The sequence below is a fragment of the Streptomyces sp. NPDC030995 genome (assembly GCF_055571215.1).
The window spans coordinates 321,960-337,655 of the sequence record NZ_JBVIFS010000006.1 but is presented as its reverse complement, the minus strand read 5'-3'; the positions used below and the strand labels follow the sequence as shown (position 1 = coordinate 337,655).

Annotated in this window: 13 protein-coding genes and 1 pseudogene; 5 read left to right on the top strand and 9 right to left on the bottom strand. The window is 71.7% G+C overall.

Annotated elements, in window-relative coordinates; translation table 11 throughout:
• Positions 1–341 precede the first annotated feature (341 nt).
• A complete protein-coding gene (locus ACZ45T_RS13555; protein ID WP_468440624.1) occupies positions 342–1,730 on the top strand; it encodes a hypothetical protein in 1,389 nt (462 codons plus the stop codon).
• 56 nt (positions 1,731–1,786) lie between these two features.
• Here ACZ45T_RS13555 and ACZ45T_RS13550 read toward each other — a convergent pair whose 3' ends face one another.
• From ACZ45T_RS13550 to ACZ45T_RS13525, 6 genes and pseudogenes are all read right to left on the bottom strand, one after another.
• Positions 1,787–2,623 carry a class I SAM-dependent methyltransferase gene (locus ACZ45T_RS13550; RefSeq protein ID WP_468440623.1) on the bottom strand — a complete coding sequence of 279 codons (837 nt, stop codon included), beginning with the start codon at positions 2,621–2,623 and terminating at the stop codon, positions 1,787–1,789.
• 178 nt (positions 2,624–2,801) lie between these two features.
• Positions 2,802–4,600 (bottom strand): annotated as a pseudogene (locus tag ACZ45T_RS13545) (alpha-amylase family glycosyl hydrolase); the annotation flags it as partial.
• Positions 4,601–4,940: 340 nt separating this feature from the next.
• Positions 4,941–5,651, bottom strand: a complete 711-nt coding sequence (locus tag ACZ45T_RS13540; RefSeq protein ID WP_468440681.1) for a UdgX family uracil-DNA binding protein — start codon at positions 5,649–5,651, stop codon at positions 4,941–4,943.
• A gap of 44 nt (positions 5,652–5,695) precedes the next feature.
• Positions 5,696–6,337 carry an endonuclease gene (locus ACZ45T_RS13535; RefSeq protein ID WP_468440622.1) on the bottom strand — a complete coding sequence of 214 codons (642 nt, stop codon included), beginning with the start codon at positions 6,335–6,337 and terminating at the stop codon, positions 5,696–5,698.
• 157 nt (positions 6,338–6,494) lie between these two features.
• A complete protein-coding gene (locus tag ACZ45T_RS13530) occupies positions 6,495–7,739 on the bottom strand; it encodes an FUSC family protein (protein WP_468440621.1) in 1,245 nt (414 codons plus the stop codon).
• Between the two features lie 58 nt (positions 7,740–7,797).
• Entirely contained in the window at positions 7,798–8,805 is a 1,008-nt protein-coding gene (locus ACZ45T_RS13525) for a glutathione S-transferase family protein (protein WP_468440620.1), read from the bottom strand.
• A 450-nt stretch (positions 8,806–9,255) separates the two neighbouring features.
• Here ACZ45T_RS13525 and ACZ45T_RS13520 point away from each other — a divergent pair, with 450 nt between their 5' ends.
• The gene (locus ACZ45T_RS13520; protein ID WP_468440618.1) at positions 9,256–9,843 is read left to right on the top strand and encodes a DUF2231 domain-containing protein; all 588 of its coding nucleotides are present in this window, start codon (positions 9,256–9,258) and stop codon (positions 9,841–9,843) included.
• A 56-nt stretch (positions 9,844–9,899) separates the two neighbouring features.
• Here ACZ45T_RS13520 and ACZ45T_RS13515 read toward each other — a convergent pair whose 3' ends face one another.
• Positions 9,900–10,265 (bottom strand): hypothetical protein, encoded by a 366-nt coding sequence (locus tag ACZ45T_RS13515; protein WP_468440616.1) that lies wholly within the window; start codon positions 10,263–10,265, stop codon positions 9,900–9,902.
• A 128-nt stretch (positions 10,266–10,393) separates the two neighbouring features.
• On the opposite strand from ACZ45T_RS13515, the gene ACZ45T_RS13510 reads away from it, so the two are divergent.
• Complete coding sequence (locus tag ACZ45T_RS13510) at positions 10,394–10,618, top strand: hypothetical protein (protein WP_468440614.1); 225 nt, start codon at positions 10,394–10,396, stop codon at positions 10,616–10,618.
• Positions 10,619–10,632: 14 nt separating this feature from the next.
• Here ACZ45T_RS13510 and ACZ45T_RS13505 read toward each other — a convergent pair whose 3' ends face one another.
• On the bottom strand, positions 10,633–13,347 hold the full coding sequence (locus ACZ45T_RS13505) for a glycoside hydrolase family 2 protein (RefSeq protein ID WP_468440612.1): 2,715 nt from the start codon (positions 13,345–13,347) through the stop codon (positions 10,633–10,635).
• A gap of 295 nt (positions 13,348–13,642) precedes the next feature.
• Positions 13,643–14,230: a pyridoxamine 5'-phosphate oxidase family protein gene (locus ACZ45T_RS13500; RefSeq protein WP_468440610.1), complete on the bottom strand. Its 588-nt coding sequence runs from the start codon at positions 14,228–14,230 to the stop codon at positions 13,643–13,645.
• Between the two features lie 147 nt (positions 14,231–14,377).
• Between ACZ45T_RS13500 and ACZ45T_RS13495 the strand changes: the two genes are divergently transcribed.
• On the top strand, positions 14,378–14,998 hold the full coding sequence (locus ACZ45T_RS13495) for a nucleoside/nucleotide kinase family protein (protein ID WP_468440608.1): 621 nt from the start codon (positions 14,378–14,380) through the stop codon (positions 14,996–14,998).
• Between the two features lie 116 nt (positions 14,999–15,114).
• Entirely contained in the window at positions 15,115–15,639 is a 525-nt protein-coding gene (locus ACZ45T_RS13490; RefSeq protein ID WP_468440606.1) for a hypothetical protein, read from the top strand.
• Positions 15,640–15,696: the final 57 nt, after the last annotated feature.

Genomic DNA, 15,696 nt, shown 5'->3' with positions numbered 1-15,696 from the left:
TGCGAGCGTACGGCGCCGGCCCGGGTGGGATTCATTATCCAGGTGCAGCCCCGGCCGCCCCCGCACACCGCCGGGCTGCGGGCCGCAGCAGCTTGGTGACGGATCGCCACGCGACGCGCGGATGACCGTGTGTCAGAGTCGCGGTCGGCCGGCCGGTCGGCGGTGTGCAGGGCCCCTCGCCCGCCCTTGGTCCGTTTGCGCGTGTTCGTGAGCCGTCCGGGCTGTCCGCCCGCCCGTACGGATCAGGCGGGGGAGCCGACGGCGGTTGCGCGTGGTCGGCTGGGCTCGGCTGGTCGCAGGCCCTGACGGCCGGCCGTACACCGCAGAAAGAGGAGTCTCCGATGTCTCGTCGGCATGTCCCGGTCGTCCTCGGCCTAGTGGCGGGCGCGCTGGTGGCGGTCCCCGTCCCGGCCGCTCACGCCGCCACGGTGCAGGTGCGCTGCTCGGTCCCGGACCTCGTCGCGGCGATCAACACCGCGAACAGCTCACCGGGACCCGACACGCTCCGGCTGGCGCGCAAGTGCACGTACAAGCTGACGGCGCCGGACACCGTCAACCCCGGCAACGGGCTGCCGGTGATCACCAGTGAGATCACCATCGAGGGGCGCGGGGCCACGATCAGGCGGGACGGGCGCGAGAACTCGGTGCCGAGGTTCCGGATCCTCTTCGTCGGTCCGACGGGAAACCTCACGCTCACCCACACGACGATCAGCGGTGGCTTCGCCACGGACTGCCCCGCCTTCCCCGACCTCCAGGGCCTGGCCTGCGGCGGCGGCATCTCCAACGCCGGAAGGATGAAGGTGACCCGCAGCAAGTTCACCGGCAACACCTCCCGGTCCGACGTGTTCGCCCAGGGCGGCGCCATCGACAACCCCGGCACCGGCAGCGTGAGCGAGACCGAGGTCACCGGGAACCACGTCATCTACAGCGGCAGCGAAGTCGGCGGCGGCGCCGCGGGAGCCGCCATCGCGAACGACGGTCCGCTGACGGTCACCCGTTCCCGGCTGACCGGGAACACCGCGACCGTGAAGGAGGACACGCAGAGCTTCGCCTTCGGGGCCGGCATCATCAGCTTCGCCGAGACGACCGTCGAGGACACGGTCATCAGCAAGAACCGGTCCTTCGCTCCGGGCGGGTTCGCGCGTGCCGCCGTCTCCAACGGCATTCCGGAGCCCGGCAGGCTGACCGTGACCGGCGGCGCCATCACGGACAACACGTCCGACGCTCCGCACGGCTTCGCCCAGGGCGGGGGCATCGCGAACAACGCCCTGATGACCGTGAGCAAGGTGGAGATCAGTCACAACCGGGCGGTAGCCAAGGACGGCACCGCGCGCGGTGGCGGCGTGCGCATCGGTCCCTTCGGCACGCTCGACCTGACGGGCAGCCACATCAGCGGCAACAGCGCCGTCGCACCGGGCGGTACGGCTCAGGGCGGCGGCCTCGACAATCCCGACGGCGGCACCCTGACGGCCAAGCGCAACAAGGTCTTCCACAACACGGTCATCGCGAAGGGCGGCACCGCGCAGGGCGGCGGCCTCTACCACGCCGGGGGGCCGGCCGGGCTGGGCACCACCACGCTGGAGCGGAACACCATCGCCCACAACCGGGCGGGTGACGGCGGTGGCATCTTCAAGGCGTCCGGCGTCCTCACCCTGAACGGCGACGTCATCCGCGACAACCAGCCGAACAACTGCGCTCCGGCCGGCGCCGTCGCGGGCTGCACCGGCTGACGATTCCGGCCCCCGTGCCGCCGGCCCCCGTGCCGCCGGCCGCCGGCCCAGGGTCTTCAGCCCGTGGGCCGGCGGCCCCAGGCCGTGAGCATTCCCGGTGACAGGGCCGCGCAGTCGGGAGAATCGAGATACCGGATCGCCGCGTCGATGTCCGCTTCGTCCACCAGCCCGGTCGCGGTCATCGACTCCCTGGCGCGGTTCCATGTCTGCGCCCAGAAACGGCTGATGGGGCTGCCCGGAACGAGGGGCGGGACATGGACCTCGGCGGCTACGGAGCCCAGCCCGAGGCCGTGCAGCAGCTGCGGGTAGCGCGGCGTGCCGGAGATGTCGGTGCCGATGGTGTCGTGCAGGCCCTGCCACATGGCCTGCATCGCCAGCGTGTACGGGCTCGCGGGCGCAAGATCGGTGGTCAGGTCGATCGCATCGCTGAGGACCAGTGTTCCGCCGGGGACGAGCAGCTTGCCGAGGCGGGCGATCAGCTGCTGCCGGGCAGGCAGGTGCATCAGCACGAAGCGGGCGTGGACCAGGTGGAACCGCCCGGGGTCGAACCCGGGGGCGCCGAGGTCCGTCTCCAGGACGTCGAGTCCGGGCTGCGGATGGGCGGCGAGGAAGCGGACGTCGCGGTCCACCGCCAGCACGCTCGCGACGCCGAGCTCCCCGAGCAGCCGGCGGGCGACGCTGCCGGTGCCCGCTCCCACGTCGAGGCAGCTCCAGCCGGGTCCTGCGCCCAGCTCGCGCAGCCGGGCGATCGAGATGTCGTCGTAGGCGAGCGCGCCGAGGTCGATGCGTGCGTCCTCGCCGGCCTGATCGGGCGGGAACACGGTCTTGCCGTACTGGCCCGGCGTGGAAGCGTGCCGGGGCGCTCCGTCGCCGGTCGGAACAGGTGGGTACACGGGTCGGCCACCGCCTCTGGGATCGTTGCTCGCAGGGGGCCCGTGCTTTCCAGTATCGGCCACCTCACGCGATGCGCCAGAGGTGGCCGGCGGGGTGGCTGGTCGTCGCCCCGGGGAAGGGCAGGTGGACCGGGTCCTCGAAGCGGTATGCGAGGCCCCGGTGCACGTACCGCGGTGACTACTTCAGGTAGGGGCCGGCGGCGCCGATCCTGCCGGCGCCGTTCAGGACGTAGACCGCAGGTTGCCCTTGCCGGGCGCGGCCACGGTGAGCCTGCCGTCGGTGACGGTCCGCGTGTCGCCGGTGACGGCGTCGGTGTAGGTGCCGTTCGGGATGCCGGTGTAGGTGGCGTCGTGGGTGACGGTGACCAGCGCGAAGCTGTCCGTGGCGCCGCTGGTGTAGCGGCGCTTGTACGCCATCCGGCCCTGGATGCCCTCGGTGGAGTACTGGCCCATCTGCAGGGCGGGCACCGCCCGGTGGATCTGGTTCAGCCGCTGCACGTGCTGGACGAGCGGCTGCTGCAGGGTGGTGGCGACCGTACCGCCGGCGGAGTCGACCTTGGAGAAGTCGGAGGCGGTGACCGTGCCCGCGAGGTGGTCGCCGAAGTAGGCGCGGCCGGTGGTGGCGAGCGGGCAGGTGGGACCGCAGTCGATCTTCTTGCCGGCCTGGAACTCGATCTCCGAGCCGTAGTAGAGGGTGGGGATGCCGCGGAAGGTCCACATCAACGACATGTTCTCGGCCCAGGCGTCCGTGCCGCCGGCGTAGCGTTCGCTGCTCTTGTTGGGTCCGTAGTCGTGGCTGTCGACGTAGACGACTTTGTAGGTGGCGTCGTTGTAGCTGTCGTCGGAGTCCTTGCCGTTGTGGAAGGCGTTCGCGGCGTCACCGAAGTTCATGTGCATGCGCATGTCGATCACGTTCATGCCGGAGGACCGGCCGTGGTCCGGGGCGTGGTAACTGTTGCCGTTCAGGAAGGCGTTGGTGGAGGTGGGCTGGTTCGCCGGTCCGGCCTGCTGCTCGTAGTCGTACATTTCGAGCGCCGCCTTGGCGTCGTCGAGTGCGTACTCCTTGCGCTCCTTCCACGTGAAGAACTGCGCGGAGTGGTTGACCGAGCCGCGGTTCCACTTGTCGTTGACGAAGGAGGCGACCTCGCCGAAGACGAAGAAGTTCCTCGCCGCCTCGGCGCCGTGCTGCCGGGTGACGCGTTCGGTGATGGCGGGCAGGAAGCGACGGTTCCAAGTGGTGCGCGGGATGTGGACGGCCGTGTCGACCCGGAAACCGTCCACGCCCATGTCGATGTACTTGTTGTAGGCGCCGATCAGGTAGTTCTGCACGGGCGCGGACTCGGTGTCGAAGTCGGCGAGGTCGTCGTGCAGCCAGCAGGAACGGGAGTCCTCACCCTCCCAGTTGCCGATCCAGCAACTGTGGTAAAGCGACTTCGGGAACATGCCGGACGTCGGACTCGGCCACTGGCAGTTGTAGATGCGGTAGCCCTCGGGCGAGGTCCACTGGGTCGGCTTGCCCCAGTCGACGCAGGTGTTGCCGGACGGCTCGGCCGTCGACCACAGGTCGCCGTTGTAGTACGACTTGCCGCTCTTGGGGTCGATGGTCAGGCCGTCGTACTCGAAGCCGGGCTGCTTCTCGTCGTAGTGCCAGGCCCAGTCCTTGTCCCGCACGCCGTAGACGGTCGGCGTGAACAGGCCCTTGAAGTCGCCGCGGAACATGGGGTCGTTGTTCGCGGCGTTGCCCGACTTCACGTGCTGGCTGCCGCCGCGGTTGTTCGACGGGTCGCCGTCGTCGAAGCGCGTGGTGAGGACGAAGTAGATCGGGTCCTTGCGAGGGTCGGTGCCCAGCGGCTTGCCCGCGCCGGGCGTCGCGGGCTTGTCCCCCGTGGTGGCCCGGGCCGCGGTGGACGCGGCCGATGCGTTTCCGGCGGCGTCGACGGCTTTGACGGTGTAGGTGTAGGTGGTCCGCTCCTCCAGGTTCGCGCGGTGTGCCGGTCGCGGAGGTAGCCGTCCAGCGGTACGTCCTGGTCCCGGGCCACCAGCCACGCGTCGAACTCGGGTACGTAGGTCAGTCCCTCGGTCCGGCGGGCGCGGGCGTAGAGCGGGTACGGGTCGAGGTACAGCTCATCGCGCCTCGTCTGGTCGTGCGACGGCACACGGGCCTCCGGGTCGCGATCGGTAGCGGGACGCGGGGCGGCCCCCGCGCGGGTGAACTCCGGTGCCCGGCCATGATGCAGGAGCCCCGCCGCGTCAGGAAGTACGCCTCCGCGTCCGGCGCCCCTCCTTGTGCGTCGGATCGGGCCGAAGCCCAGCCCGCTCACTCCAGCACGGTGGCGGCCACGGACAGGTCCGCGACCAGACCCGCGAAGGCGGAATCCCGGTCGTCCGCACGGAGGACGGCCGACGGATGCACCGTCGCCAGCAACCGTCCGTGCCCCGGGTCCCTCTCCCCGCCGGCCGGCGCGGGCATCGGCAGCAGCACCCCACGCCGCTCACCCACCCGGAACGAGGAGCCGAGCAGCGCCTTGCCCGCCGTACCTCCCAGTACCACCAGCACCTCGGGGTCGACCAGCCGCAGTTCCGCCGCGAGCCAGGGCCGGCAGGCGGTCATCTCCCGCAGACTCGGCGCCTTGTGGATGCGGCGCTTGCCGCGCGGGGTCGTCGTGAACTTGAAGTGCTTGACCGCGTTGGTCACGTACGCGTCCTCGTCCCCGAGCCCCGCCTCATCGAGCGCCCTGCGCAGCAACTGTCCCGCCGGGCCCACGAACGGCTCGCCCTGCCGGTCCTCCTGGTCACCCGGCTGTTCGCCTACGAGCATCAGCCGCGCGCCGGCCGGCCCTTTGCCGAAGACCGTCTGGGTCGCGTCCTCGAACAGCGGGCACCCCCGGCAGCCGGCCGCCGCCCGCCGCAGGCTCGGCAGGCCGCCGCGTGACGGCAGATAGGGGCTTGCGTCGTAGTCCTGACCGGCGGGTGAGGCCGCGCCGACGCCCGTGCCCGTGCCCGTGCCCGTGCTTGCGCTCGCGCACATCGCCACCACCTCCGTACCGGCCGCGTCGGCGGGGCGCGGCCCACTCATGCGGCGCGCAGCCGGTCGGCCGCGTCAGGGGTCAGGCTCACGCGTACGAGGCCGTCGGCGAGCCGGGTGAACTCGCGCGGCGGTACGAGCCCGGCGAGGGCCTTCGGCGTGCGGGGCAGGCCGACGCCGGACGCCGCCTCGCGGACGCGCGCGTCGATGAAGGGGCGCAGCTCCGGCCAGACGGCCTGGGCCTCGCGGCAGAAGATGTCGGCGCCCGTCGGGCCGATCCTGGGCACCTCCTGGAGCAGATCCCGCACGCGGGTGAGGTCACCGCCGGCTTCGTCCCGCAGCTCGCGCAGGTCGCCGTGCCAGCGTTCGAGCAGCAGCCGCGCTCCGTCGCCGAGCGCGGTGGCCGTGCTCTCGTCGTACCTGCGGTAGTGGGCGCGCCCCAGGGCGTCCACGCGGTCCTGCCAGTCCGAGTCCGCCATCTTCCGCGGGGTGCGGAGCCCGTCCGCGAACAGCTCCCGGGCCGCCGCGACCGCCGTGGTCGCACGGATCGGCGCCGACAGCAGTACACACAGCACCAGGAGCTGGTACAGCGGAGCCGGAGTGTTCCGCAACCGGATGCCGGCTTCGTGCGCGTACGTCTCGCCGTACTCGCGCAGTATCCGGCGGGCCATCGTCGTCGTCGGCTTCATCAGGGCGTCCTTCCGGAGCGGTGCGGCCGGCACGGGCCGGGTCTCCTCCCTTCCGTGAGCCCCTGCCCAGCCCCCGGCGGACCAATCCCGCTCCGTGCGGGGCGGCGGCGACGATCCGCGCCGCTCCTCGTCCCCCACCCCCCGCTCGCGGGCGAGGCTACTTCGACAGCACGTCCTCGTCATCGCCCCGGCCGCGCCCGCGCAGGCGATCCCGCAGGCGATCCCGCAGGCGATCCCGCAGGCGACCCGTGCGCCGGGTGCGGGTGTGGTGGTCGAGTTCCTCCAGCAGGCGCTGAGAACGTTTGTCCACGCCCAGTTCGTCGAGGACCCGGTCGATCTCGGCGAGCAGGGCGCCGTGCAACTGCCAGTGCGCCGGATCCTCGCGGGCATCGGCCAGCAGCAGGTGCGCGAGCCGGTCGCGGTGCGCCCGGGCCACGGCCAGTTCCGCGGTCAGGCGGGCCTCCGCCTCTTCGGCGTTGGCGCTGACCTGCGCGGTGATCAGCTGGGCGAAGCTCTCCACGGCGACGGCCGTGTGGCGCAGCACCTGCTGCAGCGCGCTCGCGGTCTCGGTCGCGAAGAGCGGACCGTCGGGCCGGGCCTTGGCCAGGTCGGTGAGCGTACGGCAGGCCACGCGCAGCACCACCGCGCAGATCTCCAAGGTGTCCAGACCCGTGCGCAGCACCAGCCGGAAGAGCAGCCCCTCCTTGACCCGCGGATTGAGCCGGAGGCTGTCCTCGGCCTGCCGGAGGGCGGCATCGACCTGCGCGATGTCGTTGTCGAGCCGGCGTGCCTCGTGCAGCCGGGCCGCGGCCTGTTCGACTTTGGCCGGTCCGAGGGGTTCCTCGCCGAGGTGGTCGAGCAGTCGGCCCATACGGGCGGCGAGGTCGGTGATCGCGGTACCCGCCGGGCCGACCCAGAGGGGCGGCGCGAGGAGCAGGTTGACCAGCAGTCCGACCGCCGCGCCGATCAGCGTCTCCAGGACCCGGTCCCAGGCCGTGTCCGCGACCTGGGTGACACCCAGGACGAGCATCGCGCTGATCGCGACCTCGGGGACGAACTCGTCGACGCGGACCAGGTGGCCCACCACCAGGGAGGCCAGGATGAGCAGGCCGAGGCTCCACCAGGTGAGGCCCACCAGCACGCTGAAACCGATCGCGATCAGAACGCCGACGATCACCGAGTTCACCCGCCGGATGCTGGTGGTCAAGGTCGAGTAGAGGGTGACCTGGACGACGAGCAGGGCGGTCAGCGGTGCGGTCAGCGGGTTCGGCTCGCTGCTCAGGCGGAGCGCGACGACGTAGCTGATGACGGCCGCGGCGGTGGAGCGCAAGGCTTGGACGGCGACGGGCTCGCGCCGACGTCGAGCGACACGGGTGGCGAAGCTGCTGATCATTTCCGGCATACCCGAGTGCCTTCCCGCAGCGGCGCCGAATGACGCGTTACGGGCGTTTCCTCCCGGCTCAGGCGGATGCGGTGTGGCCGGCCGGTACCTCCTCGCCGGGGGCCACCGGCCCGGGCGGGGTGCCGTCGCCGAACGGCCGTCCGCCGAATGCCGCGCGGCGGTGGGGCTCCAGCCAGCCCGACAGGTCCGGGCCCTGCGGCACGATGCCGGTGGGGTTGATGTCGTCGTGCACCAGGTAGTAGTGCCGCTTGATGTGGTCGAAGTCGACGGTGTCGCCGAAGCCGGGCGTCTGGAACAGGTCCCGCGCGTACGCCCAGAGCACCGGCATCTCGGTGAGCTTGCGCCGGTTGCACTTGAAGTGGCCGTGGTAGACGGCGTCGAAGCGTACGAGCGTGGTGAACAGGCGCACGTCCGCTTCGGTGATCGTGTCGCCGACGAGGTACCGGGATCCCCCCAGCCGGTGCGACAGCCAGTCCAGCCGCGCGAAGAGGCGCTCGTAGGCCGAGGCGTACGCCTCCTGCGACCCGGCGAACCCGGCCCGGTAGACGCCGTTGTTCACGTCCTCGTAGACCAGGCTGTTCACCGCGTCGATCTCCGGCCGCAGAGCGGCCGGGTAGAGATCGGGCGCCCCGGCCCGGTGGTAGGGCCGCCACTCCAGCGACAAGTCGATCGTGATCTGCGGGAAGTCGTTGGTCACCACCTCGCCTGACGGTACGTCCACGATCGCCGGCACCGTGATGCCGCGGTCGTAGCCGGGATCGCGAGCGAGGTAGGCGTCGCGCAGCCGTTCGATGCCGAGTACGGGATCGCGGCCGCCGGGGTCGAGGTGGAAGGACCAGCTGCGCTCGTCGTGCTCCGGCCCTGCGACGGCCATGCCGAGGGCCGTCTCCAGCCCCAGGAGTCTGCGTACGATCATGGCCCGGCTCGCCCACGGACAGGCACGGCTGACCACCAGCCGGTAGCGGCCCGGCTCCACCGGGAAGCCGTCGCGCCCGTCCGCCGTGATGCGCGTGGTGATGTACCGGCTGTCGCGGGTGTACTCCTTGCCGCGGTTCACGTAGCTCACGCCCTCGCGGCTACCCGGAAAAGAGGGCCGCAAGCGGCGGACGCCCGCGGTGGGTGCCGTTGTCGGCCGGGGCGGACGTGCGATGCTCGGGGTAAGAACAGGGATTCGGTGGAGGACAGATGAACAGTCACCAGCACCCCCGTAGCGTCCGTGCCGAAGCCCCTGGTGAGGCCGGAGCCCCTGGGGACAAGAGCCAGGAGCCGGCCGGGGGGCGTGAGGAGCAGGTACCCCCGCATCCCGGTCCCGACCCGGTTCACCCCGAGGCCAGCAGGCCGGTCCCCGGCAAGAGCCCGGAGGAACTCAGGAAGCGGCAGGAACGGCGGATGACCCGCCCCGACGAGCCCGGGCACTGACCGACGCGCCCGGGCAACGCACCCCGCGAGGCCGCCCCCGCGCTGCCGCCACGCCCGGGGAGGGGGATGGCGGCGCGAAGCCGGGTAGGCGCCGGGCATGAACACACACACCTTCGACGGATTCGACAGGCCGACGGATCCGGGGCACGCACCGGCCCTCCACAAGGCGTCGGAGATCTGGCTCACCGCCGTCGCCGGCATCGAGGAGACGACTGCGGTGGATCCGGCCATCCGCGTTCTCCAGCGGGGCGTCCGTGCGCTTCCCCTGGGCGGCGTCCGCGATCTGCTGCGCGGAGAGCCACTCGGCCATCCCGCACATCCCTTGCTGGTACAGGTACCGATCGGCTGCTGGCTCTCGGCCGGGATTCTGGACGCGGTGCCCGGAGCCCAGCGTGCGGCCACGGTCCTCACGGCCGTCGGCCTGGCCGGCGTCGGTCCGGCGGCGGTCTCCGGCTGGGTGGACTGGGCGGACCTGCCGCCGCGACAGGCCCGGGTCGGCCTCACCCACGTGGCGGCGAACCTGGCCGCGGTCGCCTGCTACACGTCCTCGCTCGTTGCCCGGCTCCGGGGCGATGCGGTGAGGGGCCGGGCGTGGTCACTGGCCGGGCTGATCGCGGTCGCCGCGAGCGGCGCACTGGGCGGTCACATGGCGTACCGCAGGTACCAGGAGGGCGACCCCTCGTGACGGGGCCCGTCGGGCGGCCCGCCCGGTGGCCGCGCCGCACCTGACGACGCAAGGCGCTACGGACCCTCGTCGTAGGTCCCCATCTCGACCTCCAGCGCCAGTTCCTGGAGGACCTCGATCGAGGACACGTCCGTCCGCCCGTTGTCGTGCGCGATCGCGAGACTGGTGAACGCCAGGCTGAACCCCGAGACCATCGTGTGCAGGGCCGGGCCGAGCGCCTTGGCAACCAGCGCCGCCACCTCCTGGGGAGAGGCGTCGGCCGGCACGCTGATCGACGGCAGCATTTCGTTCAGGAGCTGCGTGGCCACCCCGGCCGTCGCCGCAGGGCCGTCGTCGTCCTGTCCGGCTTCGGTGGCTCGGCGGATGTCCTGGGCCTCGGTGAGGATGCCGATCACTCGCCTGAGCACCTCTGCGCGTTCCATCTTGTGGAGCGTAGCCCCGCCGACCGCCACCCGGGGTTCTCATCGACCGGTCCCGTCCGGTTTCCGCCGCAGGCGGACGGGCAGCCGCCAGGGAGGGAGGGACTCGATCGACGACGGAGGAGGCAGCCATGGATGAGCAGGGTGGCGCCGGAGGCGTCCCTCCACACGCGGGGCACGGCTCCCGGCGGCGCGAGCAGGGCACCGAGCGCCCCGACCGAGAGCGGACGGCCGCCGCCGACACGGACGAGGCGAGCCGCCTCGACCGGCCGGAGCCCGCGCCGGATCCCGGGACGGGGCGCAGGCGCTGGGTGAGCCCGCGAGACGCGGAGAAGCGAGGTGAGCACCACGGGTGAGACCGGGACCGCGGTCAGCCGGCCGGGACCGTGGTCGTCGGCGTGTTCCAGCCGGAGACCCGCAGCCGTGGCGCGGAGCCGTGCAGGTCGGCGGTCCGGTAGACCGCCGTCAGCGTCGCCGACTCACCCGGCCAGAGGCTGACCTGGTTGTCGGACCACCGGACCGGCAGCACCGGATCGCCCTGCGCTCCCACCAGGTGGACGTCGGTGAGCAGGGCCGGGGTGCTGCCCGCGCCCGTGTGGCGTACGGTCACCGTCGTCGTGGACGTCCCCGTACCGTCCGCGTCCTGCGTCGTCGAGGCGGTCGCGGTGACCGTCGTCCGCTTCATCGAGTTCAGCCCTCGCAGGTCGGCGTAGGACGTGGTCGGCGTGTGCCACCAGTCGGTGCTCGTGTAGTCGAGCCCGTCCGCCCGGGTGGAGAGCCAGTAGACGTTCCGGCTGACTTCGCGCCCGGCGCCGTCGGTCAGCAGCAGCCGGGCCAGATACGTGGTGGGCAGGTCCGCCACCGACTCGGGGACGGTCAGCGCGGTGCTGCTCGCGCCGTCGCCCGCGACGCTCAGGCCGGTCACCGTCCGGTCGTACCGCTGCGCGCCGTCGGGGGTGAAGAGCGTCACGCGCGCCGTCAGGCCGGAAGCCGGGGAGGTCCGGTTGTTGACGACCGCCACCGAGTGGTCGTCGTACGCGTACTGGATGTGCAGCGGCTCGTTCGCCTTCTTCGCGCCGAAGTACGCGCCGCCCTGGTCGAGGAAGCGGTCCACCAACTGCCACTGCAGGGAGGTCCAGCCGCTGTTGAACATCCAGTAGATGACTCCGGTCGACGGCGCCGAGGAGTCCTTGGCGTTGCGGGCGTACGCCTCGAACTGCGCGCGGACGTTCTCGTACTGGGCGAGCTGCGCCTTGCGCACGTAGTCGTCGAGGCCGGTCGGGGGGCCGTAGCGGCCCGAAAGCGCGGCGTTGTACAGACCCAGGGTGGCGAAGGTGCGCGAGGGGGACCGGTGGTACTGGGCGGCGGACGGGTCCTTCCACAGGGTCTCCAGCTCGGCCGGGGACATCATGCGGCGCAGCGTGTCGAGGGTCGGGACGTCCGGACCGGCGCTGGTCTCGGAGTTGAAGCCGGTGGCGCCGCCCTCCCGCTTCTCGTACCAGTAGCCGGGCGGGACCCAGTCGTACGGTCCCGTCATCTTCATTCCGGAGCGCCCGGTGATCGGAGCGGAGGCGTCGGAGGCCGCCGGAACCACCGGGGCCGCCCAGTCGGCGGCCCGCAGCGCGTCGACGTAGCCGCGCTCGATCTCCTCGTTCGGCGCGAAGTCACTGCCGATCAGGAAGGAGATCACGCTGGGGTGGTGGCGGAGCCGGGCCGCCTCGGCGGCCATCGAGGCCTTGGCGATCGCGTGGTCGGCCGCCTCCCACCGCACCCCGGCCTCCGTGCCGTTGACCTCTCCCTCCCATTTGTCGCAGCACTCCCAGCCGGGCAGCGTCAGGATCCCGTACCGGTCGGCGAGGTCGAAGAACTCGTCGGGCTCGATGTGCCCTTCCAGGCGCAGGGTGTTCAGACCCAGGTCGAGGGCGTACTTCAGCCGGTCCTCGACGTAGGTGCGGTCCCAGCGCAGGAACTCGTCGGGGGACCAGCCGGCGCCCTTGATCAGTAGCGGGCGGCCGTTGATCCGGTACTGCCGGGCGCCGTCGGCGTTCAGCGGGGCCTGCACCTCGCGGATGCCGAAGGACTGGCGGGCGGTGTCGGAGGGCGCGCCGTTCACCGTGGCGGTCAGGTCGAGACCGTACAACGGCTGCCCGCCCATCGAGGCGGGCCACCACACGCGGGGCGCGCTCAGCCGGAGCGCGGGGTGGTCGGCGGGGGAGAACTCCACGGTCCTGGTCTCGTACGGGGCCAGCGTGACGCTGCGGCTGACGGAAGCCGGACCCGCGGTGCCGGACACCGTGGTGGTGACGGCGGCGGCCGAGTCGTTGCGCACCTGAGCCTTGACGGTCAGGTCGGCCGAGGCCATCGACGGCATGGCCAGGGCGGTCACCACGTGCGCGTCCCGCAGGGCGACCGGTCCGCCGCGGCGCACCGTGACGTCACGGACGATGCCCATGTTCTCGTCGGGCGGCGGCTGGAGCCAGTCGAGCCAGCCCATGGTGAGCTGCTTGCGCGGATCGTTGGGCTGGATCCGGAAGGCGACCGTATTGGTGCCCGCCTCGATCAGGTCGGTGACGTCGAACTCGTGCCGGGTGTACGTGCCGGCGACGGCGGTCGCGGTGGCGATCGGGCGGCCGTTGACGAAGACGTCGGCGGCGGAGATCACCCCGCTGAAGTCCAGGTGGGTGCGGGCCGCCGTGTCGGTGACGGTGAAGTCGGACCGGAACCACCAGGGCACGGCGAAGTCCGCGGCCGGAATCCGCTCCTGGCGGGTGGAGTAGAAGGGGTCGGGGTACACGCCCGCGGCCAGCAGCGCCGCGAGGACGGTGGAGCGCGGGCCGGCCGGATACCAGCCGGCCGCCGGGTAGCCGGGGCTGGAGACGGTGGCCGCCGAGTCGGTGACCTTCGCCGTCGACTGGATGGCGTACCCGGCCAGGGCCGTCGCGCTGCCCGGGGCCGAGGCGACCGCGGTCACCTGCGGCACCGGCGCGGCGGCCGTCTGCGCGGCGGGCGCGGGAGCAGCCCGGGACGGGCCGGCCGCGAGGGCGAGGACCAGGCCGACGGCGACGAGGGCGAGGCGGTGGAACACGGGGCCTCCCGCGGGGCCGGGGGAGAGAGGGGGGGGCGAGGGCTGGGACCTGGTGGGACCCCCCTGGGATATATCCGCATTCGGCTCGGCGCGCGTGGACGCCACGCCAGACAGGGTCCGACTACGCCGCGCATGCCCGGATCGGATCGGATCGGAGCCGGAGTCCACGTCGAGGACGTGGACTCCGGCTCCGGTCACCCGCTGGTGGCGAAGGGACCGCCGGAGGCGAAGGCCAAGGCGGCGAAGCGCTCGCCGATGCGGTCACGGCAACCCCCGAAGGGAGAGGGGCGGTTGCTCAGAAGTTGCCGGGCGGCAGCGGAAGGGGCAGCCCGGGCAGGCCGTCGATGCTCTCTGCGATGTGGTCCTTCTTGGCGAAGTACGCGCTCAGCGAGGCGTCGTCCTCACGCGAGAAGCGCTTGCCGTGCAGGTCGCGGTCCTCGTCGTACGACATGAAGGGCACGCCGTATCCGCAGGAGTCGCGGACGAGTTCGGCCGTCACCACGATGATCGCGCGCAGCCCGTGCAGAGTCGGGTCGATGTCGGGGAAGTGTGCGAGCAGTTCCTTGAAGCGCGGGTCGTCACGGAAGACGGGCTCGCCCCGGCCGTGCACCCGAACGATGTTGGGCGGCCCCTGGAAGGCGCACCACATCACCGTGATCCGACCGTTCTCCCGCAGGTGTGCGATGGTCTCGGCAGTGCTGCCGGCGAAGTCGAGATACGCGATCCGCTTCTCGTCGAGCACCGCGAAGGAGCCCTTGAGGCCCTTGGGGGAGAGGTTGACCGTGCCGTCGCCGACCAGTGGGGCGGTCGCGGTGAAGAATATCGGCTGCTGCTCTATGAAGGTGCGGAGCCGGCCGTCGATGCGTTCGTAAGTCTTTCCCATGCCTAAGGATTATGTAAGGAAACTCTTCGCCTGTCTAACGAACTTGTCCGCCCCCGGGTGGCGCCATCGATGCGACGGCCGGGGCCACTTATGACTGACCCACTGACCCACTGACCCACTGACCCGGTCGTCGGGCACGATACGCAGGTGCATACGACGACGGAACTGGTGGCGAGGGCAGCCACGCTGGCCACGCGGGGCACCCGGCGGGTCCTGGGCATCGCCGGGCCACCGGGGGCCGGAAAGTCGACGCTGGCCGCCCGGCTCGCCGACGCGCTCGGGCCGGAGACGGCCGTGGTGGTCCCGATGGACGGGTTCCACCTGGCCCAGGCCGAGCTGGCCCGGGTGGGACTGGCCGGCCGCAAGGGAGCCCCGGAGACCTTCGACGTGGCCGGGTACGTCTCCCTGCTGCGCCGCCTGCGCGGATCCGACGGGGCCACGGTGTACGCGCCCGCCTTCGACCGCTCCATCGAGGAGCCGATCGCGGGCAGCATCCCCGTCGCTCCGGACGTACCGCTGGTGATCACCGAAGGGAACTACCTGCTGCACGACGCGGGGGAGTGGGCGTCGGTACGGCCGCTGCTGTACGAGGCCTGGTACCTCGCCCCGGACGAGGAACTGCGCGTACGGCGCCTCGTCGACCGGCACGTGCGCCACGGCAAGGAACCGGCGTACGCACGCGAGTGGGTGTCCCGCTCGGACGAGCCGAACGCCCGCCTCGTCACCCGGGGGCGCCACCGCGCCGACCTCGTCCTCGACACCGGCTGACCGGCCCCGCGCCGCCGCGGCCGGGGCTGGCCAAGGCAGGCCGTGACCGCTGTTAGGGTGACGTGCGCCCGTCAAGACGGGCTCTCACAGTTACTGATATTTCAACGGGGTTGAACGTGAAGCTTCGCCATGTCCGTGCGGTCGCCGTCTTCGGTATCGCGGTCGTCGCACTCACCGGAGCCCGTGGCTCCCACGGCGGAAGCTGTGGCGGTGGCCACAGTTCCGGATCGAGCTCCAGCAGCTCGAGCGGCGGCTCCAGTGGTGGCAACCACGGCAGCGACAGTACGAGCACCAGCGGCAGTTCGAGCAGCGGCACCGTCACCGGCGGTTCCAGCAGCAACAACAAGGCCGAGCGCGACATCAGGATCGACAGCTGCAAGCTGGACGACGCGGGCAAGAACCTGGTCGCCAAGGTCACCGTCACCAACAGCGGTTCGCTGGACTACACCTACAACATCACCATGAAGTTCCGCGGGAACGCCACCTCGACCGCGAGCCCCGCCCAGGCCAACGTGACCGGGCTCACGGTCAAGGCGGGTGCGTCCAAGCAGGCCGAGGCCACGACGGCCTACACCGGGAAGGGCGACGGCAGCGAGTACAAGGAATGCGTCGTCGCCAGCGCGTCGAAGAGCACTCTCTGACGCACCCGCCGGCCCGGCCGGCGCCGTCGGCACGAGAGAACGGCCTCGTCGGTGTCA

Coding starts and splice junctions, on each gene's coding strand:
- ACZ45T_RS13555 (WP_468440624.1), top strand. CDS start 342: ATGTCTCGTCGGCATGTCCCGGTCGTCCTCGGCCTAGTGGCGGGCGCG.
- ACZ45T_RS13540 (WP_468440681.1), bottom strand. CDS start 5,651: ATGTGCGCGAGCGCAAGCACGGGCACGGGCACGGGCACGGGCGTCGGC.
- ACZ45T_RS13535 (WP_468440622.1), bottom strand. CDS start 6,337: ATGAAGCCGACGACGACGATGGCCCGCCGGATACTGCGCGAGTACGGC.
- ACZ45T_RS13530 (WP_468440621.1), bottom strand. CDS start 7,739: ATGCCGGAAATGATCAGCAGCTTCGCCACCCGTGTCGCTCGACGTCGG.
- ACZ45T_RS13520 (WP_468440618.1), top strand. CDS start 9,256: ATGAACACACACACCTTCGACGGATTCGACAGGCCGACGGATCCGGGG.
- ACZ45T_RS13515 (WP_468440616.1), bottom strand. CDS start 10,265: ATGGAACGCGCAGAGGTGCTCAGGCGAGTGATCGGCATCCTCACCGAG.
- ACZ45T_RS13510 (WP_468440614.1), top strand. CDS start 10,394: ATGGATGAGCAGGGTGGCGCCGGAGGCGTCCCTCCACACGCGGGGCAC.
- ACZ45T_RS13500 (WP_468440610.1), bottom strand. CDS start 14,230: ATGGGAAAGACTTACGAACGCATCGACGGCCGGCTCCGCACCTTCATA.